Here is a 22,865-nt window from a genome sequence, read left to right on the forward strand (position 1 = left end):
ATGCGCGTGAATTTCACGGTCAACGGCCGTAAGCAGGAAGCCGACGACGTGTGGGAGGGCGAGAGCCTCCTCTACGTGCTCCGTGAGCGCCTGGGCCTGCCCGGCTCCAAGAACGCCTGCGAGCAGGGCGAGTGCGGTTCCTGCACGGTCCGCCTCGACGGTGTGCCGGTGTGCTCGTGCCTGGTCGCGGCCGGGCAGGTGGAGGGCCGCGAGGTCGTCACCGTCGAGGGCCTGGCGGACTTCGCCCGGCAGCGCGCCGAGCACGCACACGGTGGATGCGCCACCGACGCCTGCGGTACCTCGCTGCAGGAGGCCCGGCAGTGGAGCGCCGGGGGAACCGACTCGCAGACCGGCGAGGGCACCGAACTGTCACCGGTACAGCAGGCGTTCATCGACGCCGGCGCCGTGCAGTGCGGTTTCTGCACCCCGGGTCTGCTGGTCGCCGCCGACGAGCTGCTGGAGCACAACGCCTCCCCGTCCGACGCGGACATCCGCGAGGCGCTCTCCGGCAACCTGTGCCGCTGCACCGGCTACGAGAAGATCCTCGACGCGGTCCGCCTCGCGGCCGCCCGGCAGGGAGAGGCGGTCTGACACCATGGCGCTCGACCCCCGAGTCACCACCACCCCGGCCGGTACTCCCACCAAGGTCACCCAGGGCTCGCAGACCAAGGGCGGCATCGGCGAGTCCACGCTCCGCCCCGACGGCACCCTCAAGGTCACCGGCGAGTTCGCCTACTCCTCGGACATGTGGCACGAGGACATGCTGTGGGGCCAGACGCTGCGCTCCACCGTGGCGCACGCCGAGATCCGGTCCATCGACATCTCCGAGGCCCTCGCCGTACCCGGCGTCCACGCGGTCCTCACCTACGACGACCTGCCGACGGACACCAAGAACTACGGACTGGAGATCCAGGACACGCCCGTCCTCGCGCACCGGAAGGTCCGCCACCACGGCGAGCCGGTGGCCCTCGTCGCGGCCGACCACCCGGAGACCGCCCGCCGCGCCGCCGCCAGGATCAGGATCGACTACGTCGAGCTGCCGCTGATCACCGACGAGGCGTCGGCGACGGCCCCCGGCGCCGTCCTCGTCCACGAGGGCCGCGACGACCACCACATCGGGCACGTCCCGCACCCGAACATCGTGCACCGCCAGCCCATCGTCCGCGGCGACGTGGCCCGGGCCCGCGAGCGCGCCGACGTCATCGTCGAGGGCGAGTACGTCTTCGGCATGCAGGACCAGGCCTTCCTCGGACCGGAGTCCGGCCTCGCCGTGCCCGCCGAGGACGGCGGTGTCGACCTGTACGTCGCCACCCAGTGGCTGCACTCCGACCTCCGCCAGATCGCCCCGGTCCTCGGCCTGCCCGAGGACAAGGTGCGGATGACGCTCTCGGGCGTCGGCGGGGCCTTCGGCGGCCGCGAGGACATCTCCATGCAGATCCACGCCTGCCTGCTGGCGCTGCGCACCGGCAAGCCCGTGAAGATGGTCTACAACCGCTTCGAGTCCTTCTTCGGCCATGTGCACCGCCACCCGGCGAAGCTGTACTACGAGCACGGCGCCACCAGGGACGGCAAGCTCACCCACCTGAAGTGCCGGATCGTCCTGGACGGCGGCGCGTACGCGTCGGCGTCCCCGGCGGTCGTAGGCAACGCCGCCTCGCTGTCGGTCGGCCCGTACGTCGTCGACGACGTCGACATCGAGGCCGTCGCGCTGTACACCAACAACCCGCCCTGCGGCGCGATGCGCGGCTTCGGCGCGGTGCAGGCTTGCTTCGCCTACGAGGCCCAGATGGACAAGCTCGCGGCGGAGCTGGGCATGGACCCGGTGGAGTTCCGGCAGCTCAACGCCATGGAGCAGGGCACGATCATGCCCACCGGGCAGCCGGTGGACTCGCCCGCCCCGGTCGCGGAACTGCTGCGCCGCGTCAAGGCCCGTCCGCTGCCGCCGGAGCGTCAGTGGGAGGTCGCGGGCGGCGAGTCCGATGTGCGCGCCCTGCCCGGCGGACTGTCCAACACCACTCATGGCGAGGGCGTCGTCCGCGGTGTCGGCTACGCGGTCGGCATCAAGAACGTCGGCTTCTCCGAGGGCTTCGACGACTACTCGACCGCCAGGGTGCGGGTGGAGGTCGTCGGCGGAGTGCCGGTCGCCACCGTGCACACGGCGATGGCGGAGGTCGGCCAGGGCGGTGTCACCGTGCACGCCCAGATCGCCCGTACCGAACTGGGCGTGACCCAGGTGACCATCCACCCGGCCGACACCCAGGTCGGCTCCGCCGGCTCCACCTCCGCCTCCCGGCAGACGTACGTCACGGGCGGCGCGGTGAAGAACTCCTGCGAGCTGGTCCGCGAGAAGGTCCTGGAGATCGGCCGGCGCAGGTTCGGCTCCCACCACCCGGCCTGGGCCACCGCCGAACTGCTGCTGGAAGGCGGCAAGGTCGTCACCGACGGCGGCGAGGTGCTCGCCGACCTGGTGGACGTGCTGGAGGACGAGGCCGTCGAGGTGGAGGCCGAGTGGCGGCACCGCCCGACCGAGGCCTTCGACCTGCGCACCGGCCAGGGCAACGGCCATGTCCAGTACTCGTTCGCGGCGCACCGCGCCGTCGTCGAGGTGGACACGGAGCTGGGCCTGGTGAAGGTCGTCGAGCTGGCCTGCGCGCAGGACGTCGGCAAGGCGCTGAACCCGCTGTCCGTCGTCGGGCAGATCCAGGGCGGCACCACCCAGGGTCTGGGAGTGGCCGTCATGGAGGAGATCATCGTCGACCCGAAGACCGCGAAGGTGCGCAACCCCTCCTTCACGGACTACCTGATCCCCACCATCCTCGACACGCCGACGATCCCGGTGGACGTGCTCGAACTCGCCGACGAGCACGCCCCGTACGGGCTCCGCGGCATCGGTGAGGCGCCGACCCTGTCCTCCACTCCGGCGGTCCTCGCCGCGATCCGCGACGCGACGGGCCTGGAACTCAACAGGACGCCGGTACGCCCGGAGCACCTGACCGGAACCTGAGGCGCGCGGGTTCCGGGGGACCACCGTCCCCCGGGCCCCGGGCCGTCCCGCCCGGGACGCCTCCCGGGCTCCCTTGCGAGGGGACCGTACTTCCGGGGACCCGTCCCCGGGCCCGCCGGACACCGCACACGCGGTGGTGCCGGCGCCAGCAACACCCGAAGAACTGCGGACCGGCGACCCAGCGGGGTCCCCTTCCGCAGAGCGTTCGTCTCGGGCCGTCCCCCGGGTCGTGCAGCCAACGCAAGATCCCAAATCCCGCAGCCCGAGTCAGTTCTCGGATGCGATGCGGGTGCCCCTGTGAACCTTGGGAGTAGGCAACCATGACCCAGTCGTCAGTGGAGCCGAGGACCACCGCTGAGGACGCCGGCCCCGGCTCGCGCGTCCCCGCCGGACGGTCCTGGCTCGACCGGTACTTTCACATCTCCGAACGAGGATCGACGGTCGCGCGCGAGGTGCGCGGCGGCATCACCACCTTCATGGCGATGGCGTACATCCTCCTGCTCAACCCGCTGATCCTCAACGGCAAGGACGTCGCCGGCAACGTCCTGAGCCAACCGGGACTCATCACTGCGACTGCCTTCGCGGCGGCGGCGACCACCCTGCTGATGGGCTTCTTCGGCAAGGTCCCGCTCGCCCTCGCGGCCGGCCTGAGCGTCTCCGGCGTCCTCGCCTCGCAGGTCGTCCCCCAGATGACCTGGCCGCAGGCGATGGCCATGTGCGTGATGTACGGCGTGGTGATCTGCCTGCTGGTGGTGACCGGGCTGCGCGAGCTGATCATGAACTCGATCCCGCTAGCGCTCAAGCACGGCATCACCATGGGCATCGGCTTGTTCATCGCGCTGATCGGCCTGGTCAAGGCCGGGTTCGTCGGCAAGGGCGCGGAGTTCGGCCCGCCCGTCACCCTCGGCGTCGGCGGTGAACTCGCCGGCTGGCCGGTACTGATCTTCTGCTTCACCCTGCTGCTGATCTTCATGCTGCAGGCCCGTGCGATACCCGGCGCCATCCTCGTCGGCATCGTCGTCGGCACCGTCGTCGCGGTCGTCGTCCACAACGTCGCCGGTCTCGACGCCAAGGCATGGAACATGTCCCCGCCGGAGCTCGCCGGCGGCGCCGTCTCCATGCCCGACTTCTCGCTCTTCGGGCACGTCGAGTTCGGCGGCTGGGGCGAGGTCGGCGCGATCACCGTCGGATTCATCGTCTTCACCCTGGTGCTGGCCGGCTTCTTCGACGCCATGGCCACCATCATCGGAGTCGGCACGGAGGCCAAGCTGACCGACGAGCGCGGCCGGATGCCGGGTCTGTCGAAGGCGCTGTTCATCGACGGCGCCGGCGGTGCGATCGGCGGCGTCTCGGGCGGCTCCGGCCAGACCGTGTTCGTCGAGTCCGCCACCGGCGTCGGCGAGGGCGCGCGGACCGGCCTCGCCTCGGTCGTCACCGGACTGTTCTTCGCGGCCTGCCTCTTCTTCACCCCGCTCACCGCGATCGTGCCGCCCCAGGTCGCCTCCGCGGCCCTGGTCGTCATCGGCGCGATGATGATGCAGAACGCCAGGCACGTGGATTGGGGCGACCGTTCCGTCGCCATCCCGGTCTTCCTCACCGTGGTGCTGATGCCGTTCACGTACAGCATCACCCCCGGTGTCGCAGCGGGCGTCATCTCGTACGTCGCCATCAAGGTCGCCCAGGGCAGGTCCCGGGAGGTGGGCGGCTTCATGTGGGGCCTGACCGCGATCTTCATCGTGTTCTTCGCCCTGAACCCGATCGAAGGCTGGCTGGGCGTCCACTGACCCCGGCCGCGCCCTCCACGCGTCCACGACCCTGAGGAGACCGACATGCTGGACATCGCCGACGAGCTGGGCCGGTGGGTCGGGCAAGGACGTGACTTCGCCGTCGCCACCGTGGTGGCCGTCGGCGGCAGCGCGCCCCGCCAGCCCGGAGCCGCGCTCGCCGTCGACAGCGACGGCACGGCGATCGGGTCGGTCTCCGGGGGATGCGTGGAGGGCGCCGTCTACGACCTGTGCCTGCGGGCGCTCGAGGACGGTCGGACCGTCCTGGAGCGCTTCGGCTACAGCGACGACGACGCCTTCGCCGTGGGGCTGACCTGCGGCGGGATCATCGACGTCCTCATCACCCCGGTCCGCGCGGACTCCCCTTCCAGGGAGGTGATCGCGGCGGCGCTGACCGCCGCGGCTCGAGGGGAGGCCGCGGCGGTCGCCCGGATCGCCGACGGGCCCGGCGAGCTGATGGGCCGGGCGCTCCTCGTCCGTGCCGACGGCTCGTACGAAGGCACCCTCGGCGGGCACCCGGAACTCGACCGCACCGCCGCGGGCGAGGCCCGCGCCCTGCTGGAGGCCGGGCGCACCGGCACCGCCGGTGTCGGCGAGGACGGCTCCCGCTGCGGGCGTCCGCTCACCCTGCTCGTCGAGTCCAGCGTGCCCGCCCCCCGGATGATCGTCTTCGGGGCCATCGACTTCGCCTCCGCCCTCGTCCGGGTCGGCAAGTTCCTCGGGTACCACGTCACCGTGTGCGACGCCCGCCCGGTCTTCGCGACGGAGGCCCGCTTCCCCGAGGCGGACGAGATCGTCGTCGAATGGCCGCACCGCTACCTGGAGTCGACCGGTGTCGACGGGCGCACGGTGCTGTGCGTCCTCACCCACGACGCCAAGTTCGACGTACCGCTGCTGGAACGGGCCCTGCGGCTGCCCGTCGCCTACGTCGGTGCGATGGGGTCGCGCCGCACCCACGAGGACCGCAACGCCCGGCTGCGCGAGGCGGGCGTCGGCGAGCTCGAACTCGCCCGGCTGCGCTCGCCGATCGGCCTCGATCTCGGGGCCCGTACGCCCGAGGAGACGGCGGTGTCCATCGCCGCGGAGATCGTCGCGGGACGGCGCGGCGGCACCGGTGTGCCCCTGGCGGGCGCCCACACGCCGATCCACCACGACGGCCCGCGCATGACGGCCCGGTCAGTCGGGTCCGTGGCCTGAGCCGAGGTCCCGCGGTGCGGTCGGCGGCTCCCGTCCCGGCGGCCCGTCCCCCCCGGCCCTCTCCCCGTGCCCCTCCCGGTTGCCGGCCGGCCCCGGTGATCGGGCGGACACAAGTGGCAAAAGTTAAAATCGTCGCATGGCTGAGCGGCCCGCTGCGCCGACCGCGCCCGAGCTGGTCATCGAAACCGACGGGGGCTCGACGCTCATGAGCCCGGGCCGGGTGTACCACGTCGGGCGGGATCCCCTGAGCGACATCGTCCTGGACGACGCCCGGGTGTCCTGGCACCACGCCGTCCTCAGGACCGTCGCGGACCACTGGACCGTCGAGGACGAGAACAGCACGAACGGCACGTACACCGAGGGCCGCCGCGTCCACGAGTGGGGCGTGGGGCCGGGCAGCGTCATCCGGTTCGGCAATCCGCAGGACGGCCCGCGCGCCGTGCTCGTGGGCACGGAGGCCGAGCCCGGGGCACCGCCGGCGGCCCGTCGCCGGGCCGGGGCCCCGCGTCCGGATCGGCCGTCACCCGCGGCACCCGCGTCCGGAACCGCCCCACCCGGCCCACGGGAGAGGGGAGCGCCCTCCCTCGCGGGCCGTGAGCCGGAGATCCCCGCGTCCGGCGCCCCCGAGCCCGCCGCCCCCGCGGCCCGGCGGCAACCGGAGGTCCGGCCCGCCAGGACCCCGCCGCCCGCCGCCGCCGGGGCCGACGCCACGAGTACGTTCCGGCAGCCCACGACCGTACGCCCGCTGCCCACCCGGACGGTCCGCATCGGCCGGGCCGCCGACAACGACATCGTCATCGACGATCTCATCGTCTCCCGTCGGCACGCCGAGCTCCGCGCGCACCTGGACGGCCGCTACGAGATCGTCGACCTCGGCAGTCACAACGGCACCTACCTCAACGGTCAGCCGGTGACCCAGGCAGGGATCTCGGAAGGGGACACCGTCGGCATCGGCCACTCCACCTTCCGCCTCGTCGGCGACGAACTGCAGGAGTTCGTGGACTCCGGCGAGATCTCGCTCGACGTGCAGGACCTCGCCGTCACGGTGGACGAGGGCCGCAAGGTGCTCCTCGACCACGTGTCGTTCCCGGTCGGCGAGAAGTGCCTGCTCGCCGTGGTCGGACCCAGCGGTGCCGGCAAGTCGACGCTCCTGAACGCACTCACCGGGCTCCGCCCCGCCGAACACGGCGCCGTGGTCTACGACGGACGCGACCTGTACCGCGACTACGCCGAACTCCGCCGCCGCATCGGGCTCGTACCGCAGGACGACATCCTGCACGTCCAGCTCACCGTGCGCCGGGCCCTCGGCTACGCCGCCGAACTGCGCTTCCCCGAGGACACGGCGTCCGCGGAGCGTGAGGCGAGGGTCGAGGAGGTCATCCGCGAACTGGGCCTGGAGCAGCGCGCCGACCAGCCCATCCACAGTCTCTCCGGCGGCCAGCGCAAACGCGTCAGCGTCGCGCTGGAGCTGCTGACGAAGCCGTCCCTGCTGTTCCTCGACGAGCCCACCTCCGGCCTGGACCCGGGCATGGACCGCTCGGTGATGCACATGCTGCGCGGACTCGCCGACGACGGCCGCACGGTCATCGTGGTCACCCACAGCGTGCTCAACCTCGATGTGTGCGACCGGCTGCTGGTCATGGCGCCGGGCGGGCGGATCGCCTACTTCGGCGCCCCCGAGGACGCCCTGGAGTTCTTCGGCTTCGACCAGTGGCCGGAGGCGTTCGAGGCGTTCGAGAACGACCGCGACCGCGACTGGGCGGGGGACTACCGGGCGTCGTCGCAGCACCGCCAGTACATCGCGCTCAGTCCGCAGCCGCGCGCCGCGCCCGACCGCCGGCCTGTGGCGGCGGCGCCGCCCCCCAAGTCCCAGAGCTGGTTCGGGCAGTTGGGCACCCTGGTCCGCCGCTATGTCTCCGTACTGAGCGCCGACCGCACCTTCATCGCGATCATGATCGCGCTGCCCTTCGGGATGGGCGTCATGGCCCGGATCCTGGCCGGCAGCAAGCTCACCCTGGACACCGCCATGGACGCACTGCTCGTGCTCTGCGTCGGCGGGGTGCTGACGGGCGCGGCGAACGCGGTGCGCGAACTGGTCAAGGAGCGGGTGATCTACCGCAGGGAGCGGGCGGTCGGCCTGTCCAGATCCGCCTACCTCACCTCCAAGGTGGTGGTCCTCGGCTCGATCACGGTCGTCCAGGCGGTCGTCCTCACCCTCGTGGGCCTCTTCGGCGTCGACCTGAACGCGCCCGGCGGCAACGGCGTGCTCCTGCCCCCGCTGCTCGAGATCACGCTTGCCGTCGCCCTGCTGTCGTTCACCTCGATGATGCTCGGCCTGGTGATCTCCGCGCTGGTTCCCAAGGAGGAGGTCACCATGCCGCTGCTGGTCCTCATCACCATGGTCCAGATCGTCTTCTGCGGCGCCCTGCTGAAGCTCGACGGCGTGCTGGGCCTGGAGCAACTGGGCTGGCTGGTGCCCGCGCGGTGGGCCTTCGCCGCGATGGCGAGCACGGTCGACCTGGCCCGGATCGTCCCCGGCAAGGACACCACCGATCCGCTCTTCGACCACACCGCCGCGGTGTGGCTGACGAACATGGGCGTGCTGGTGCTGCTCAGCATGGCGCTGTGGGTCGTCATCGCGACGCTGCTGCGGCGGCACGAGCCCGCGGTCATGCGGAAGTGACGGGGTGCCGATGACCGATCCCACCTCCGTCCCCGGCTTCAGCCCGACGCACGTCGTCCCCGGTGACGGCATGCCCACCTGGCAGGCTCCCGACGTCAGCAGCCCCAGCGTGCCCCTGGACCCGTTCCTGCCGGTCGAACTCGTCGACCGGCGCGGCGACTGGGGGCGGGTCATGTGCGCCAACGGATGGTCGACCTGGGTCGACGGGCGGCTGCTCGTCGCCGTCCCGCAGGCTCCGCCGTCGGCCGGGCAGCCGCTGGACCCCACGTCCGATCCGCAGCCGCTGCTCGCCCGCGCGGAGGAAGTGCTCTCCCAGTACCGCCGGGCCGCGGACGAGCTCGCCGCGGGCAGCGTCGACCGCGAGACGTTCCGAAGGCGCACCCGGGGGATGCGGCTGGGAATGGTCGTGGACGGGGAGACGGTGTGGCTGTACGACGCGGAGCACGAGCGCTGGGTGTACTGCGACGGTGCCCGGCTGGCCCCGTTCGCCGTCACCGCACCGCCGCAGTCGCCGCGCGAGTCGCCGCAGCCGCCCCGGCGCGCCACGGCACCCGGGCGCACCGCGGGTCCGGCGCCACCGACGCAGATCACCGAGACGGGCCGCGAACGGGGGACGTCCGGCTGACGCCGGGGCCCGCCCGCTCGTCCGTCCCGGTCGCCCGCCCCATGGGTGCCCTGGCCCGCGCCCCTTCCCGCGCGGTCCGGCCGGCCCGCCCGCTCAGCCGTCCACCTCGCCGCGGCGCCGTACCGGTGCCGCCAGCAGGGAGCCGAGCAGCCCGGCGACGAGTCCCCAGCCGAGGCCGATGCCCACCGCCGCCCACAGCCGGGGCTGCAGCGACACCTCCCCGCCCAGCCCCCCGAGGTCGCCGACGCCGAGCAGCGAGAGGCCGTAGCGTGCGGCGACCCGGCCGGTGAGACACACGAAGAGCACCGTGAGGCCCAGGGCCACGCCCATCCGCAGGGCGTGCTGCCAGGGCCTGGTACGCGCCGGGGAGCGCGCCGCCATGAGGAAGGCCGCGGCGGGCACGAGTACCGCCGCGACGACCACCAGCCACCACGCGCGCCCGTCCTGCTCGGCCAGCGTGGCCACGTTCAGCGCCGAGCGGTCCTCGCCCCGCAGCACCGCGTCCATCACCTGCGGCATCGGCAGTCCGAACGGCCCCTCCACCTTGCCCTCCCAGGTGGCGCCGAGCCCGAGGGTGAGCGCCGGCCAGGCGAGGTTGGGCAGACAGAGCAGGATCACCGCGAAGGTACGCCCGGGGTGCCCCTGGGTCACCGCGACCACGATGCCGGCGCACAGCCCGACGACCACGTACGCGAGCAGCAGCCACACCATCGCGTACGCGGCGGGACGCACCGCCTCCTGGAACGGCACCAGCCGCGGGGGCAGCGGAGCGCGGCGCGACACGATCAGGGCCAGGGCGGTCACCCCGATCAGCCACAGCAACCCGTACAGCAGGGTGGTCCCGAGCTCCGCGCGGAAACCGAGCCGGGGGGCGGCGTCGAGGAACTCGCCGATGTCGGACAGCGGGGAGTCCTCCCCGAGCGGGATCGGGAACGTCTTCCGCGCCAGGGCGGTGAGGCCGGCGAGGGCGGCCAGCCACAGGACAGCCAGCCGGGCGAACCGGCCGAGCAGTTCGCGGGTGCCGGCCACGGCCCGGTGCCGCATTGGACGCAGGAAGGCGCTCGCGGTCACCAGCGCCCCGACGAGGCTCACCGACAGCGGCATGACCGTGAGTTCGGCCCGGGACTGCGCCACGAACCCCGCGTCCCCGGCGAGCGCCACCTCACCGCCGGCCGCCAGGACCACCACCGCGGCCACGACCTGCGGGAACCCACCGCCAGGGAGGTCCGTCGCGCCCGCCGCCCACAGACCCGCGGCGGCCACGACGAGCATCGCGGCGAAGGCCGCCACGACCGCCACCAGCGCGTCGCGCCAGTCGCGCAGGCGGTGCGCGCCGCGGGACCGGGGAGTGGGGGGCTGCTGGCTCACGGTGCCACCGTAAGCAGCGGGGGACCCCGCCGCCCGCCCGGCTGGTCCGACCGGTTCGGCTTGCGGGCCCCTGCGCGGCCGCGCACACAATTGGGGGAAAGGACTCTCGATCTCCGGCACGGCCGTGGATCCGGGACCCTCCGGGGAACGGACGTCCCGGTCCGGGAAGTAGGGCCCGTGAGCGCGCAACCGCCGTCGGGGCGACCCACAGGACCTCCCTCCGGCCCGCTCTCGGGCGGGGAGGAGACGCCCCCACCGCCTCCGCCCGGGCCCCCCGGGGGCGGACCCACCGGCTCCGGGGGCGGCGCTCCGGGCGGTCCTGTCCCCTGGTGGCGCTCGGTCCCGAGGATCGCCGTGCTCACCGCGGCCGTCGTCGTGGCCGCCGTGCTCGTCGTCGTCCTCACGCGGCCCGGCGGTACGGGCGGGACCGGCACCGAGATCCGGCTCCAGCCCGCGGCCGCGAGCGGCCCCGATCCCTTCACCCGGTCGACGGCGAAGGTACCGGCGACCCCGCAGCCGCGTGCCAAACTGCCCGCCTCCCCGGCGAGCCCGTCCCCCGCCGGCGCCAACGTCACCCGGGGAGTGGACGGAGCCACGCCCGGTCTCTACGGCGGTACCGAGAAGACCGCCAGCTGCGACACCGAGCAGCAGATCCGCTTCCTCGCCGAACGGCCGGACCGGAACCGGGCCTTCGCCTCGGCCCTCGGGCTCGCGCCGGCCGCCGTCCCCGCGTACCTGCGCTCCCTGACCCCCGTGACCCTGCGGATGGACACCCGGGTCACCAACCACGGTTTCACGGACGGCGCGGCCCGCCCGTACCAGGCCGTCCTGCAGACCGGCACCGCCGTTCTCGTCGACGACCGGGGCGTGCCCCGTGTGCGCTGCGCCTGCGGGAACCCGCTGCTGCCGCCGGTCTTCGTCCGCGGCCCCGCGGAGCGCTCGGGCGACGCCTGGCCCGGCTACAACCCGGCCGAGACCGTTGCCGTCACCCCGGCGCCGCGGCCCGTCGAGGTCTTCGTCGTGTACGACCCCGCGGAGGAGGACTACTTCGCCCGCGAGAGGGGCGACGACGGGGCGAAGGACAAACCGGCCCCACCGCCGCGGGACCCGTCGACCCCGGTCCTCGTCCCGCCCGAGGAGGCGACCGCCGACCCGTCCGACGAGGCATCCGGCAGCCCGGAGCGCGAGAGCCCGGGATCGGGCACGTCGCCGCCCGGCCCGGCCACCGACGGCACCGCCACGCCGCCGCGCAGCCCGGGGGAGGAGACCTCGCCGGGCCGTCCCCCGGAGGAGACCACCGTCAGCGAGCCGCCCGCGGAACCGCCGACCGGCCCCGCGTCCGAGGAGCCGCCCGTACCGCCTCCGGTGGCGCCGGAGACCGTCCCCGACAACCCGCCTCCGACCTCGGGGCCGCCGCCCCAGGACGAGGAGCCCGCCCCGCCGTCACTGCCGGACGCCGTGGTCCCGCCCGCCGGGACGCCGACATCCCCGGCCGGGGCACCCTGACCTCGGCGGAGCCGGGTGAGGTGAGCCGGAACCGACGGACGCCCCCTCCGCCCTGTCCGGGCGCCCGCATGTCCGCCCGGCCTTGCCCCGCATGTCAGCCCGGCCTTGCCCCGCCTGGCCGCCTGTGCTTGCCGCGCCTGGCCGTCCTCGCCGCCTGCGGCTGCCTCTGCGTCGGCGCCCCCGCGAGCGGCGGCTGGTCCGGGGCGTCGGCGCGGGCTCGCGCAACGCTCCCACCGGCGAGCACCGCGCGTCAGCGCGGCCCGCCCAGGAACGGCTGCTCCTCCGCCGGGTGCGCGCGCCGCGGGCGGAAACGGGCCGCGAGCAGCGCCACGTCGTCCTCCGCGTGCTCGGCGTCCAGCTCCCGGACGACCGAGTCGACCATCTCGTCCACCGTGGCCGTGCACGGCAGCCGCACCCGGACCAGCCTCAGCAGGGAGTCGTCGATGTCCTCGCCGCGCCGCTCGACCAGGCCGTCGGTGTACAGCAGCAGCGTGTCGTCGGGCGTCAGCGATCGGGTGACCAGCTCGTAGCCGCCCACACCGGTGCCGAGCGGAGGCCCGGCGGGTACGTCCACGAGCTCGGCGTGCCCGTCGGCGGTGAACACCACGGGCGGCAGGTGCCCGGCACTCGAGAAGGAACCCAGCCCGCGAGCCGGGTCGACCCGGACCAACAGACAGGTCGCCGGCCGCGCCATGGTCTCGGATATGGCGATGTCCAGCTGCCGCAGCACCCGGTGCGGCGGCAGATCCGCGGCGGCCACGTCGCGCAGCATGGCCCGGTAGGTGTTCATCTCGACGGCCGCCTCCACACCGTGCCCCATGACATCGCCCATGACGAGAAGGGTGCGGCCGTAGTGGAGGCGCACGGTCTCGAACCAGTCGCCGCCGACGATGTTGCTGCTGCCCGCCGGCAGATAGCGGGTCGCGAACCGCAGATTGGGGTGCGGCTTGCCCGGTTCGGTCAGCAGGGCCCGCTGGAGCTCCACGGACTTCCCCAGCTCGGCGGCGAACGCCCGCGCGTGCACGACGCCGACCGCCGCGCGCCGCGCCGCGTGCCGGGCGACGGTGATGTCGTGGCCGGTGAAGGCCGCGCCGGTGCGGGCCAGCAGCGTCAGGCCCAGGACCGTCCCGCCCGGACCGCCACCGTCCGGCGGCCCGGTCAGCGGGACGGCGAGCACCGCGGTCCGCGCGGCGACGTCGTACTCCGCCGCCGGCAGCCCGGACTCGACGGCGCGCGCGGCGGCGGACTCCGCCCGCGGCCGGAGCCGGTCGCCGTCGAAGAGCAGTTCCACGGCCCCGGACCCGGCGGCGCGGCGCATCGCCGCCGGGGAGGGCCGCCGCGGCGGCGGTGCGCCGCTCTTCGCAGGTGGCGGCAGTAGCTCGACGGCGGCGGCCTCCGCGATCCACGAGCCCAGGAACTCCGCCAGTTCGCGGCAGGTGGCGTCCTCGTCGAGGGAGGTGCCGATCCGCTCGACGGCCTCGTCAGCCGCGGCGAGCCGGGCGTCCGCACGGGCCAGTTCCTCCTCGAGCCGGGGCGCGGACGACTCGGCCACCACGCACATCAGCCCGGTGACGGTGCCCTCGTTCTCCAGCCGGAGGCAGGTGGTGTGGCAGCGCCCGCCGGGACCGGTGACCCGGGTGCGGGGGACGCCGTCGGCCAGCACCTCGGCCGGCAGTCCGGTGGAGGTGCCCAGACACTGCTCCGCCGCGGGGCTCGGCAGCCGGCCGGCGACACCGGCCTCGGACTCGCCGGTGATCCGGCAGAAGGCCGGGTTGGCGTAGCGGTAGCGCAGATCGGCGTCCAGGACCACCACCCCGGCCGCGCTGTCCCACAGGTCCTGGCCCCCGGGCAGACCGGGGGTCCCGTCGGCGTCTGCGGTGGGGAGCCCGTGACGGCCCTGGAGCCGGTCCCATGGGCCGGTAGCCACACCCTCACCTCCTCCCCCGCGGGGTGGTGACCCCAGCTTCCTCCACAGCCTCCCCGCGCGCATCAGCGGGTGGGGAGCCCCGGCGGTCCCCGGCAGGCGGACCGCCGGCAAGGGCCCGTGCGGCCCGGCCGGGTCCGCCGCCGGCCGCCGATCGGTTCGGCGTGACGGCGGTCCGCGGGAGCCGTCCGGAGGAGGGCCGCGGGCCGACCCGCGCGGCGAGCCTAACCACCCGCTCCCGGGCTGGCGGAGGCGCCCCCGTCGCCCCGTGGCCCCGTCCCGTTCAGTGACACGGCCAGGACGGCCCGGTCGTCGTCGTCGGACCGGGTCGACCAGCGCTCCGCGTCGGTCCGCACGAACGACACGACCGCCTCGGGGGCCGGAGCACGCTCACGGCCGAACCGTTCGGCGAGCCGTTCCAGCACCGGGTAGAACACGCCGTCAGCGTTCCGCGCCTCGCTCACCCCGTCAGTGATCGCGACGAGCACCTCCCCGGGCCCGAGCGGGTGCACCGTCGTGTCGTCGTCCTCCTGCGCCAGCGTGCCCAGGCCCAGCGGCAGCCCGGGTGCGGTGACCAGCCGCCGTGCGCCCTGCGGGCCGACCACCAGCGGCGACGGGTGCCCGCGGTCGACGATCCGCACCTCACCGCCGCCCATGGGGAACTCCATCACCAGCGCCGTCACGAACAGCTCCGGGTCGCCCTCGTCGCCCGCCGGGCTGTTGCGGGCGATGCTGAGCTCCAGCCTCTCGGTCAGACTGCCCAGGTTCTGCCACTCGTGCGCGGACACCCGGAAGCTGCCCAGCACGGCCGCGACCGTCTGGACCGCGTCCAGTCCCTTGCCCCGGACGTCGCCGATGATCGCCCGCACCCCGAAGGGCGTCTCGCACACCTCGTACAGGTCCCCGCCGACGAGCGTGCCGCCCTCCCCGGCCTCGTAGAAGCCCGCCGCGCGCACCGGCCCGAGCCGGGGCGGCACCGGGCGCAGCAGGGTCCGCTGCATCGCCTCCGCGACCGAGTGGGCGCGGATCAGATGCTGCCGGGTTCGCTCCCGCTGCCAGGCCAGCGCGACGCTTGCGGCGCCGATGACGAACGTGGCGGCGTAGACGGCCACATGGTGCTGCTCGTCGAAGTGCCCGGGGCGGCGGGCGGCCATCCACATCTGCAGTCCCAGGCACACCACCGCCGACAGCGCCGTGCCCCGCGGGCCGCGCGTCGCCGCCGCCAGCGGCGGTACGGCGATGAGCATGAAGCTCACCGGCTCGCGGCCCCGGACGGCGAACTCCGCGACCAGGTCGACGGCCACCGCGACCATCGGCAGCCACCACACCCACCCACGGCGGGGGGACGGGGGCCGCAGCGCGGTGCGGAGGCTCCGGCCGGACACGGGCGCGCGCCCTACCTTCCGGACCCGCCGGGACCGGACACCGAGCCCGCGGCTCCAGGCTCGGCGGTGGCCGGTACGCTCCGGCGGACCGCGTCGGGCAGCTGGGCCTCGATCCGGGTGAGCTGGGCGTGGAGGCTGCGCAACCACACGTTGAGGTCGACCAGCGCCGGCAGCGGCGGTCCGGGGGGCGGGGAGGAGTCCGGCCGTGGCCCGCCGGGCGGCGGCCGCTCACCGCTGCACATGGCGGCGAGCCGGTCGGTGCACCGCTCCAGCTCCCGGGCGCCCGCACGTGCCCGGTCGGCGGCGTCCGGGGGCAGGGTGTGCGCGGGCAGGTCGAAACGCGGCAGCCAGTGGGCGCCGAGCAGGACCTGGTTGGCCGCGATCAGCACACCGTGCCAGTCGGCGTGAACGGGCGCGCTGCCCGCCGGCTCGCTGCGGAACTGGTCGTAGGCGGACTCGGCGAGAGTCAGCCGGTGCAGCACGGGGAGTGTCGGCGGGGGAGGGGCCGAGCCCGGCGGCGAGGCCGTCAGAACGGCGACGGTGCCCCTGATCAGCGGCCCGCACTCCCGGAGCAGCCCCGCCATGGTCCTGCGCACCTCCCGCCGGGCGCCGGCGGGCCAGGCGAGCATCGCGCACAGCAGACCGATGACGCTCCCGGTCACCACGTCCACGATCCGCGCCTCGGCCAGCCGCCAGGACGCCGGGGCGATCTGGGCGAACGCGGTGGCCACCACCAGCGTGAACAGCCCCTGCGCCCAGGCGATGCCCAGCAGCGGCCCGAGCGCGAACGCGATCAGCATGCCCGGCGCGAGGAGCACCGCGTACGCCTCGGTGTGCTGTCCCAGGCCGATGAGCAGGGCGCCCGCCGCGACGGCCCCCACCAGGTTGCCGGCGACCGCCTGACGGATGGCCGCCCAGGTCTGGCCGAAGGTGGTCCGGCTCAGCGTCAGCACCGCCAGCAGCACCCAGAAGCCGTGGGTCAGGTCCAGCGAACCTGCGACGAGCCGGGCGGCGGCGAGGGCCAGCGCGATCCGTACCGCGTTCTGGAACTGCACCGAGCGGAGCGTCATGTTGCCGGTGATCCGGCGGAGCCACAACTGCGGTGTGGAGGCCTCGGCGTACCAGAACAGGGCCCGGGGCTCGATCGGCGGGGTGCGCCGCCCGTCGAGGCCGACGCGTACGGAGATCTCCAGGATCCGCACCGACTCGGCGACGGCCAGCAGTGCCGCCTGCCGGCGCAGCACCGGCACCGGGGGGACCTCCTCCGGCGGCCCCGTCGCCTGCCGGACGCGCGTCTGCTGGAAGGCGTCGATCGCCTCGTCCATCCGCTGCGGGCCGGGGGCGGGCCGCCCCGCCCGCAGTGCCGCGGCGGTCTCGTCGCACAGGGCCGCCACCCGCGGCAGCAGCGAACCGGAAGCCGAGTCGGTGCGCACCGCGGCGCCGCGCGCCCCGTCCCCGGCACCGGGCCCGGCCCCGTCCCCGGCACCGGGCCCGGCCCCGTCCCGGACGAGCCGGCGGAGTTCCCCGGTCTCGGTCTGATGGGCCAGCTGCTCCAGCAGCCGACGGGCGGCGGACCCGGCCTGGGACAGTCCGCGCACCGCACGGCCCGGGCCCGCCGGGCGCTCCGCGGGCGGGATCTTCGACAGCCGCAGGCGCGAGCCGGCGGCCCGCAGGGCCTCGGGGGAGAGGCTGATGCGTCCGGCAACGGTGTCGCCGGCCGTGGCCACGGCCTCCGCGAGGGTCGACCGGTACGTCGGGCCCGCCTGCCGCGGCAGCAGGAACAGCTCGCACAGCGCCAGCACCACCACTCCGAAGGTGAGTCCGGCGAGCCGCAGCCACAGGGTCTGCGGCTCGTACGGCGGGAAGCAGGCCAGGATGTAGAAGAGCTGGAGTCCCGGCGCGGCGCCCGCCGGCCGCGGCCCCGCGATCGCCGCGAAGGCGAGGAGGAAGCCCACGACGAGCATCCCCAGTACCGCCGCCCAGGTCGCCACTGCCAGCACGGTTCCCAGCGCCACCAGCACCAGGCCCACCGGCAGCGCCTTCAGCATCACCGCTGCCCGCTGCCGCCCGGACCCCGGGATCGAGGACAGCAGACCGAGGGCGATCGGCGCGAACAGTGCGTACAGCGCCAGATCCGGTTCGTGGAGCCCGTACAGGAACGGGTAGAAGCCAGCGGACGCGGCGAGGGACACCCGCAGCGACCGATGGAGGATCTCGGTCCGTTCCGCCCCGCGCTTCACGGCAGGCCCCCGCCGCTTGCCGCGCCGGAGTCGGGGGAGGGGACGCTGCCGAGGACCGCGGGCCCGTGGCGTCCGGCCCGCGGAACCACGGACCACGCCGGGACGGGTCGGGCGCGCGACGGGGCCACCGCGACCGTGACGAAGGCCCCCGTCCGCGCGGCCGGCGAAGACTCAGCGCGCATGAGCACGTTCCTCTCGGGCCGACGCCGCCGCGGCGTCGTGGGCGGGCCGGACAGCGACCCGCTGCCCATTGTCGGCCGCCCCGGAACGGACCGCAGCCCGGAGGAGTCCGCGGCGACGGCGGCACTGCGGACCTCGCGGGGAGGGCAGCGCCGCGTTCCGTCCCGCGGGGACGACCGACCGGGTCCGTGAGGGGGCGGACGGGCGGACCTCGCGGTGGGCTCGTCCACCCCGTTCGGACCGCGGCCCGGCCCTCCCCGATCGCGGCGGGGCCCGCGCCGGGGTCACGATGGCAGGAACCACGGCGGCTCACGGGGGCGGAGGCGGGAGGATCGTACGGTGCAGGCACTCCTGGTGCCGGTGGGCTTCGCCCTCGCCTCGGCGCTCAGCAACGCCGTCGCCACCGTTCTGCAGCGCCAGGAAGCCCTCAAGGTGCCCAGCTCCAGCGGCTTCCGGCCGGGGCTGATGCTCGATCTGCTGCGCCGTCCCCTGTGGCTGGCCGGGATCGCCGCGGTCCTCGTGGCGGGGGTCTGCCAGGCGCTGGCGCTGAACACGGGACCGCTCGCGATCGTCCAGCCGCTGTTCGTCCTCGAACTGCCTCTCGCGCTTATCGTCGCCTCCCTCGTGATGCGCAGTCATCTGCCACCGGTCGGCTGGGGTGCCGTGGGCCTCGTCGTGGTGGGGCTGGGCATCGCCCTGGCGGCGGCGTCCCCCACCGGCAACCGCACCCAGGTGCCCCTCGACCGCTGGATCCCCGCGCTCGCGCTCTGCGGGGGAGCGGTCGCCACGCTCTCGGTCGTGGCCCTGAGGCGGCCGGTGGGGCGGACCCGCGCCGCCCTCCTCGGCACGGCCACCGCCATCAGCTACTCGCTCACCGCGGCCCTCATGAAGTCGGCGACCCACATCCTGGAGGACGAGGGAGCCGCGGCCTTCTTCACCTCCTGGGAGGTGTACGCCTTCGCGGTCGCCGGCGGCACGGCGCTGTTCCTGCTGGAGAACGCCCTGCAGGCGGGCCCGCTGGTCGCCTCCCAGCCCGCGCTCACCCTCGGCGACGCCACCCTGAGCCTGCTGCTCGGCGTCACCCTCTACGAGGAGCACGTGCGCACCGGCTGGTGGCTGCTGCCTGAGTTGCTGGGTCTCGCGCTGATCACCGTCGGCGTCTTCACCCTCGCCCGGATCCCGCTCGCGGAGTCGCTTGTGGCGCCGGACCAGACCTCCGGTGCGGCCCCTCCCCAGGCCGGACAGACCCTGCCCTGAGCCCGTCCGGACGGCGGGAACACCGGCCGGCAGCCGAAGGGCCGGTGGACCGTGCCGCCGGGGAAGTGCCGGGAGGTTGCCGGGTATTGCCAGGGGATTGAGGGAATCGCCCGAGAAGCGTTTCATTACAGGGGAAAGGGGCCGATTTGACGCTTCCGAAGGAGGCGGCCCGCATGACCACACACCAACCGAGCATCGAGCAGCACCCTGATCTCGCAGAGATGCGCGAGCGCTTCGAACGCGCCACCGCGTCGCCGCGCGGCCAGGTGACAGAAACGCTGGCCCTCCTCACGGGCCTCTACCTCGCGGCGTCGCCGTGGATCGTCGGTTTCAACGGCCTCACCACCCTGGCCGTCACCAACCTGATCTGCGGTGTCGCCTTCGCCCTGTGTCTGGGCGGGTTCGGCTCGGCCTACGAGCGGACCCACGCCATGGCCTGGTGCGCCATCGTGATCGGCGCCTTCACGATCTTCTCCCCGTGGATCGTCGCCGGGAACGTCGCCGTCACCGGCAGCGTCGTCAGCAACGTCATCGTCGGCATCGTGGCCCTCTGCCTCGGCGTGGCCATGGCCGCCATGACCGATCGCCCCGGCGCGCTGCGCCCCGCACGGGCCTCCGGAGGTCCGAGCCGCGACCTCGGTCCCCTGAGCTGAGGCACCCCGTCCCGCGAGGGTCCCGGCCGCCCGGACAGGGCGCCGGGACCCTCCGGTCGTACGAGGGGAGGGGCCTTCCGGCTGTACGAAGAGTCTCGCGGGCGACCACGCAAGGTGAGCTATGTTGAGCGAGAGCGGGACGAGAAGGAGGCACACGGTGCCATCAGGGCAGCGGGCGCGCGCGCAGGCGTCTGCGATCACGCCGGGCAGACAGACTCCGGACGCGGAGCCGGCTCCTGTGGAGAGGGTCCGTGCGCTGTTCGGTGGACACCGGCTGTCACCCGGGCAGCGGCGTATCGCGCAGTACATCACGGACAACCTCACCGAAGCGGCCTTTCTGTCGATCACCGACCTCGCGGACCGCGTGGGTGTCAGCCAGCCCTCGGTGACGCGCTTCGCGTCGTCGGTGGGATTCAGCGGCTACCCGGCGCTGCGCGAGGCGCTTCAGCCCATCGCGCTCAGCGCGGTCGCCGGTTCCCCGGAGACGGGCGAGAGCGGTCGCAACGAACTGCAGACGGCGGTCGACGCCGAGATCGCGAACCTCGAGAGCCTGCGCCGCAGGTTCGCCGACACCGGCCAGGTGCTCGAGGTCGGCCGGGAGCTGGCGCGGTCGGTGCCGCTGACGATCCTCGGGCTGCGGATCTCCACCTCGCTCGCCGAGTACTTCGCCTACGCCGCCCGGCGGATCCACCCGGACGTTCGGCTGGTCTCGAGGGGCGGGAGCGTGGCGTACGACGCGCTGCTGCAGTCGCGCGAGGCGGGCGGGACCTGGGTGCTCGCCTTCGCGATGCCCCGGCACGCCAAGGAGACCCTGTCGGCGGTGCGGGCCGCCCGCCGTACGGGTCTGCGGACCGCCCTCATTACGGACCTCACGCTGGGGCCGCTCGTGGACGAGGTCGACGTGGCCCTCACCGCCGGCACCGGCTCGCGACTCGTCTTTGACTCCTACTCGGCGCCCGGTGTGCTGTCGGCGGCGATCCTCCAGGCCATGGCGGACGCGGACCCCGAACGCACACAGCGGCGGCTGGAGCAGTACGAGCACGCCGCCGACCAGCACGACTTCTTCCTCGAGGACTGACCGGCAGCACCACCCACCCCCCTCCCCCGGCGGGAGGAAAGGGGGACTTTCATGCCCAGAAGAGCATGAATTTTTTCATGCTCTTGCTTACTTGGCGGTAAATATATTTACTGCGTGTGGCACTGCGGACGACACTCCTCCTCGTCGGCCCCACGGTGTTCTGTTCGGGCAATCCGCTCCCCTCGGATGCCCCCGGCGGCTCCGGTCAACCCCTGGGCCGGAGCCGCCGGTCAACAGCCTCACGACCGGCGGAGGCCCACGGCCGTGCACGGCGACGTCGCCGTCACCGGCCGCGCCCGGTCAGCCGTTCCTGACGGAGTCGAGATGGGCGAACACGACGACGTTGTCCTTGTAGTCCTTGGTCTTCTTGTCGTAGAGGCCGCCGCAGGTGATCAGGCGCAGTTGGGCGGTCGGCGTGTCGTTGTAGACCCGTGAACTGGGGAAGGCGGCCTTGCTGAAGGTCTCGACCGAGTCGACCTTGAACGTGGCCACCTTACGGTCCTGGCGGGTGATGTCGATCTTGTTCCCGGGTTTGAGCGCGCTGAGCGACTCGAACACCGCGGGCCCCGTCATGGTGTCCAGGTGGCCCGCGAGGATGGACGTGCCCTTCTCGCCCGGGGTGGCGCCCTTCCCGTACCAGCCCACCAGGTTCTTGTCGTTGGGCGGTGGCGCGTTCAACTGCCCGGCCTTGTTGAGGGTCAGCACCGTGAAGGGGGCGCTGACCGAGATGGCCGGGATGGCGATGCGCGTCGGGACGGAACGCGGCAGCGGCGGGTGGACGGGAGCGGCCTTCGGCGGGCTGACGGGCGCGGGGGCGGGCGACGCGGGGCGGGCCTGAGGGGTGTTGGCCGTCTGGCCGCCGAGCGAGTTGTAGCAGAGCAGTCCGCCCAACGCGGCCGCCAGCACCGGCCACAGGAGGGTCTGGCCGAGGGAGCGGGACGGCGCGGGCTCGGGGGGCGGCTGCGAGCCGAGCGGTTGCCTGGCGTTCATGCGAGAGGCCTTTCGTGTGCCGGGACGCGGCGGGAGATCCGGATCGGGGCTGGGAAACGCATCGCCGCGGCCGCCGTCCGGAGAGGACGGCGGCCGCGACAGCGCAGCGAGCTGCAGGTGATGCGACCTCGATCAGGCCGAGGTACCGGTCACGCCACGACGGCGCAGCTTCCAGGCGCCGGCGCCGATGCCGCCGAGCATGAGCAGCGAACCGGCAGCCAGGCTGCCGTTGTTCATCGCGAGGCCGCCGCCTCCGGCGTCGACGCTGCCCTTCGGGTCGTCGTCGTCATCGTCGTCGTCATCGTCGTCGTGGTCGTCGTCGTCGTAGTCGTGGTCACCCTTGTCGTGGTCCTTGTGCTTCCACTTCTTGTCGTGGTCGTCCTTGCCGTAGTCCTTCTTCTCGTCGTCCTTCTTGCTGTACTCGTCCTTCTTCGAGTCCTCTTCCTGCTTGGACCCGTTGTCGTCCTTCTTGCTGTACTCGCTCTTCTTCGAGTCCTCTTCCTGCTTGGACCCGTTGTCGTCCTTCTTGCTGTACTCGCTCTTCTTCGAGTCCTCTTCCTGCTTGGACCCGTTGTCCTCCTGCTTGGAGCCCTGGCCCCACTCGTCGTTCATGACCGACGCGAGGAAGCCGCCGCCGGCGTCGACGCCGCCCTTGGGCTCGTCGTCGTCATCGTCGTCGTCATCGTCGTCGTCGTGGTCGTCGTCGTGGTCGTCCTTGTCCCACTTCTTGTGGTGGTCCTTCTTGTCCCACTTCTTGTCGTGGTCGTCCTTGCCGTGGTCGTCCTTGCCGTGGTCGTCCTTCTTCTCGTCGTCCTCGGCCACGGCACGGCTCAGGAAGCCGCCGCCGGCGTCGACGCCGCCCTTGGGCTCGTCGTCGTCGTCATCGTCGTCATCGTCGTCGTCGTCGTGGTCGTCGTCGTGGTCGTCCTTGTCCCACTTCTTGTGGTGGTCCTTCTTGTCCCACTTCTTGTCGTGGTCGTCCTTGCCGTGG

The 22,865-nt window shown here is 73.5% G+C and carries 16 protein-coding genes; 10 read left to right on the top strand and 6 right to left on the bottom strand.

Going from position 1 to position 22,865, the window contains the following annotated elements; all coding sequences use genetic code 11:
* From AB0J10_RS30170 to AB0J10_RS30195, 6 genes are all read left to right on the top strand, one after another.
* Positions 1-591 (top strand): (2Fe-2S)-binding protein, encoded by a 591-nt coding sequence (locus tag AB0J10_RS30170; protein WP_363065998.1) that lies wholly within the window; start codon positions 1-3, stop codon positions 589-591.
* Between the two features lie 4 nt (positions 592-595).
* The gene (locus AB0J10_RS30175; protein WP_363066000.1) at positions 596-3,004 is read left to right on the top strand and encodes a molybdopterin cofactor-binding domain-containing protein; all 2,409 of its coding nucleotides are present in this window, start codon (positions 596-598) and stop codon (positions 3,002-3,004) included.
* Positions 3,005-3,324: 320 nt separating this feature from the next.
* On the top strand, positions 3,325-4,788 hold the full coding sequence (locus tag AB0J10_RS30180; protein ID WP_363066002.1) for an NCS2 family permease: 1,464 nt from the start codon (positions 3,325-3,327) through the stop codon (positions 4,786-4,788).
* Positions 4,789-4,833: 45 nt separating this feature from the next.
* Positions 4,834-5,985 (top strand): XdhC/CoxI family protein, encoded by a 1,152-nt coding sequence (locus AB0J10_RS30185; protein ID WP_363066004.1) that lies wholly within the window; start codon positions 4,834-4,836, stop codon positions 5,983-5,985.
* Between the two features lie 136 nt (positions 5,986-6,121).
* Positions 6,122-8,668, top strand: a complete 2,547-nt coding sequence (locus tag AB0J10_RS30190; RefSeq protein ID WP_363066006.1) for an FHA domain-containing protein — start codon at positions 6,122-6,124, stop codon at positions 8,666-8,668.
* Between the two features lie 10 nt (positions 8,669-8,678).
* Positions 8,679-9,293, top strand: coding sequence for a hypothetical protein (locus AB0J10_RS30195; protein WP_363066008.1), 615 nt, complete (start codon positions 8,679-8,681; stop codon positions 9,291-9,293).
* Between the two features lie 93 nt (positions 9,294-9,386).
* Here AB0J10_RS30195 and AB0J10_RS30200 read toward each other — a convergent pair whose 3' ends face one another.
* Positions 9,387-10,616, bottom strand: coding sequence for a streptophobe family protein (locus tag AB0J10_RS30200; RefSeq protein ID WP_363066072.1), 1,230 nt, complete (start codon positions 10,614-10,616; stop codon positions 9,387-9,389).
* A 222-nt stretch (positions 10,617-10,838) separates the two neighbouring features.
* Here AB0J10_RS30200 and AB0J10_RS30205 point away from each other — a divergent pair, with 222 nt between their 5' ends.
* Complete coding sequence (locus AB0J10_RS30205) at positions 10,839-12,167, top strand: DUF6777 domain-containing protein (RefSeq protein WP_363066010.1); 1,329 nt, start codon at positions 10,839-10,841, stop codon at positions 12,165-12,167.
* 250 nt (positions 12,168-12,417) lie between these two features.
* Here the strand turns inward: AB0J10_RS30205 and AB0J10_RS30210 are convergent, their stop codons facing one another.
* The 3 genes from AB0J10_RS30210 to AB0J10_RS30220 form a co-directional block, all read right to left on the bottom strand.
* On the bottom strand, positions 12,418-14,094 hold the full coding sequence (locus AB0J10_RS30210) for a SpoIIE family protein phosphatase (RefSeq protein ID WP_363066012.1): 1,677 nt from the start codon (positions 14,092-14,094) through the stop codon (positions 12,418-12,420).
* Between the two features lie 221 nt (positions 14,095-14,315).
* Positions 14,316-15,476, bottom strand: a complete 1,161-nt coding sequence (locus AB0J10_RS30215; protein ID WP_363066014.1) for a PP2C family protein-serine/threonine phosphatase — start codon at positions 15,474-15,476, stop codon at positions 14,316-14,318.
* Between the two features lie 11 nt (positions 15,477-15,487).
* Positions 15,488-17,716, bottom strand: coding sequence for an FUSC family protein (locus AB0J10_RS30220; protein ID WP_363066016.1), 2,229 nt, complete (start codon positions 17,714-17,716; stop codon positions 15,488-15,490).
* A 519-nt stretch (positions 17,717-18,235) separates the two neighbouring features.
* Between AB0J10_RS30220 and AB0J10_RS30225 the strand changes: the two genes are divergently transcribed.
* The 3 genes from AB0J10_RS30225 (at position 18,236) to AB0J10_RS30235 (ending at position 20,884) form a co-directional block, all read left to right on the top strand.
* Positions 18,236-19,153 (top strand): DMT family transporter, encoded by a 918-nt coding sequence (locus AB0J10_RS30225; RefSeq protein ID WP_363066018.1) that lies wholly within the window; start codon positions 18,236-18,238, stop codon positions 19,151-19,153.
* A 173-nt stretch (positions 19,154-19,326) separates the two neighbouring features.
* Positions 19,327-19,806, top strand: coding sequence for an SPW repeat protein (locus AB0J10_RS30230; RefSeq protein ID WP_363066020.1), 480 nt, complete (start codon positions 19,327-19,329; stop codon positions 19,804-19,806).
* Between the two features lie 157 nt (positions 19,807-19,963).
* Positions 19,964-20,884 carry a MurR/RpiR family transcriptional regulator gene (locus AB0J10_RS30235; protein ID WP_363066022.1) on the top strand — a complete coding sequence of 307 codons (921 nt, stop codon included), beginning with the start codon at positions 19,964-19,966 and terminating at the stop codon, positions 20,882-20,884.
* A gap of 300 nt (positions 20,885-21,184) precedes the next feature.
* Here AB0J10_RS30235 and AB0J10_RS30240 read toward each other — a convergent pair whose 3' ends face one another.
* A complete protein-coding gene (locus AB0J10_RS30240) occupies positions 21,185-21,874 on the bottom strand; it encodes a class F sortase (protein WP_363066024.1) in 690 nt (229 codons plus the stop codon).
* A 132-nt stretch (positions 21,875-22,006) separates the two neighbouring features.
* Positions 22,007-22,865, bottom strand: an 859-nt coding sequence (locus tag AB0J10_RS30245) for a hypothetical protein (RefSeq protein ID WP_363066026.1), incomplete at its 5' end; no start/stop codon positions are given.

The organism is Streptomyces sp. NPDC049887 (assembly GCF_040656535.1).
Taxonomy (GTDB): domain Bacteria; phylum Actinomycetota; class Actinomycetes; order Streptomycetales; family Streptomycetaceae; genus Streptomyces.

Bases quoted from the DNA above. Each gene is read 5' to 3' on its own strand.
- AB0J10_RS30170 (WP_363065998.1), top strand. From the start codon at position 1: ATGCGCGTGAATTTCACGGTCAACGGCCGTAAGCAGGAAGCCGACGAC.
- AB0J10_RS30175 (WP_363066000.1), top strand. From the start codon at position 596: ATGGCGCTCGACCCCCGAGTCACCACCACCCCGGCCGGTACTCCCACC.
- AB0J10_RS30180 (WP_363066002.1), top strand. From the start codon at position 3,325: ATGACCCAGTCGTCAGTGGAGCCGAGGACCACCGCTGAGGACGCCGGC.
- AB0J10_RS30185 (WP_363066004.1), top strand. From the start codon at position 4,834: ATGCTGGACATCGCCGACGAGCTGGGCCGGTGGGTCGGGCAAGGACGT.
- AB0J10_RS30190 (WP_363066006.1), top strand. From the start codon at position 6,122: ATGGCTGAGCGGCCCGCTGCGCCGACCGCGCCCGAGCTGGTCATCGAA.
- AB0J10_RS30195 (WP_363066008.1), top strand. From the start codon at position 8,679: ATGACCGATCCCACCTCCGTCCCCGGCTTCAGCCCGACGCACGTCGTC.
- AB0J10_RS30230 (WP_363066020.1), top strand. From the start codon at position 19,327: ATGACCACACACCAACCGAGCATCGAGCAGCACCCTGATCTCGCAGAG.
- AB0J10_RS30240 (WP_363066024.1), bottom strand. From the start codon at position 21,874: ATGAACGCCAGGCAACCGCTCGGCTCGCAGCCGCCCCCCGAGCCCGCG.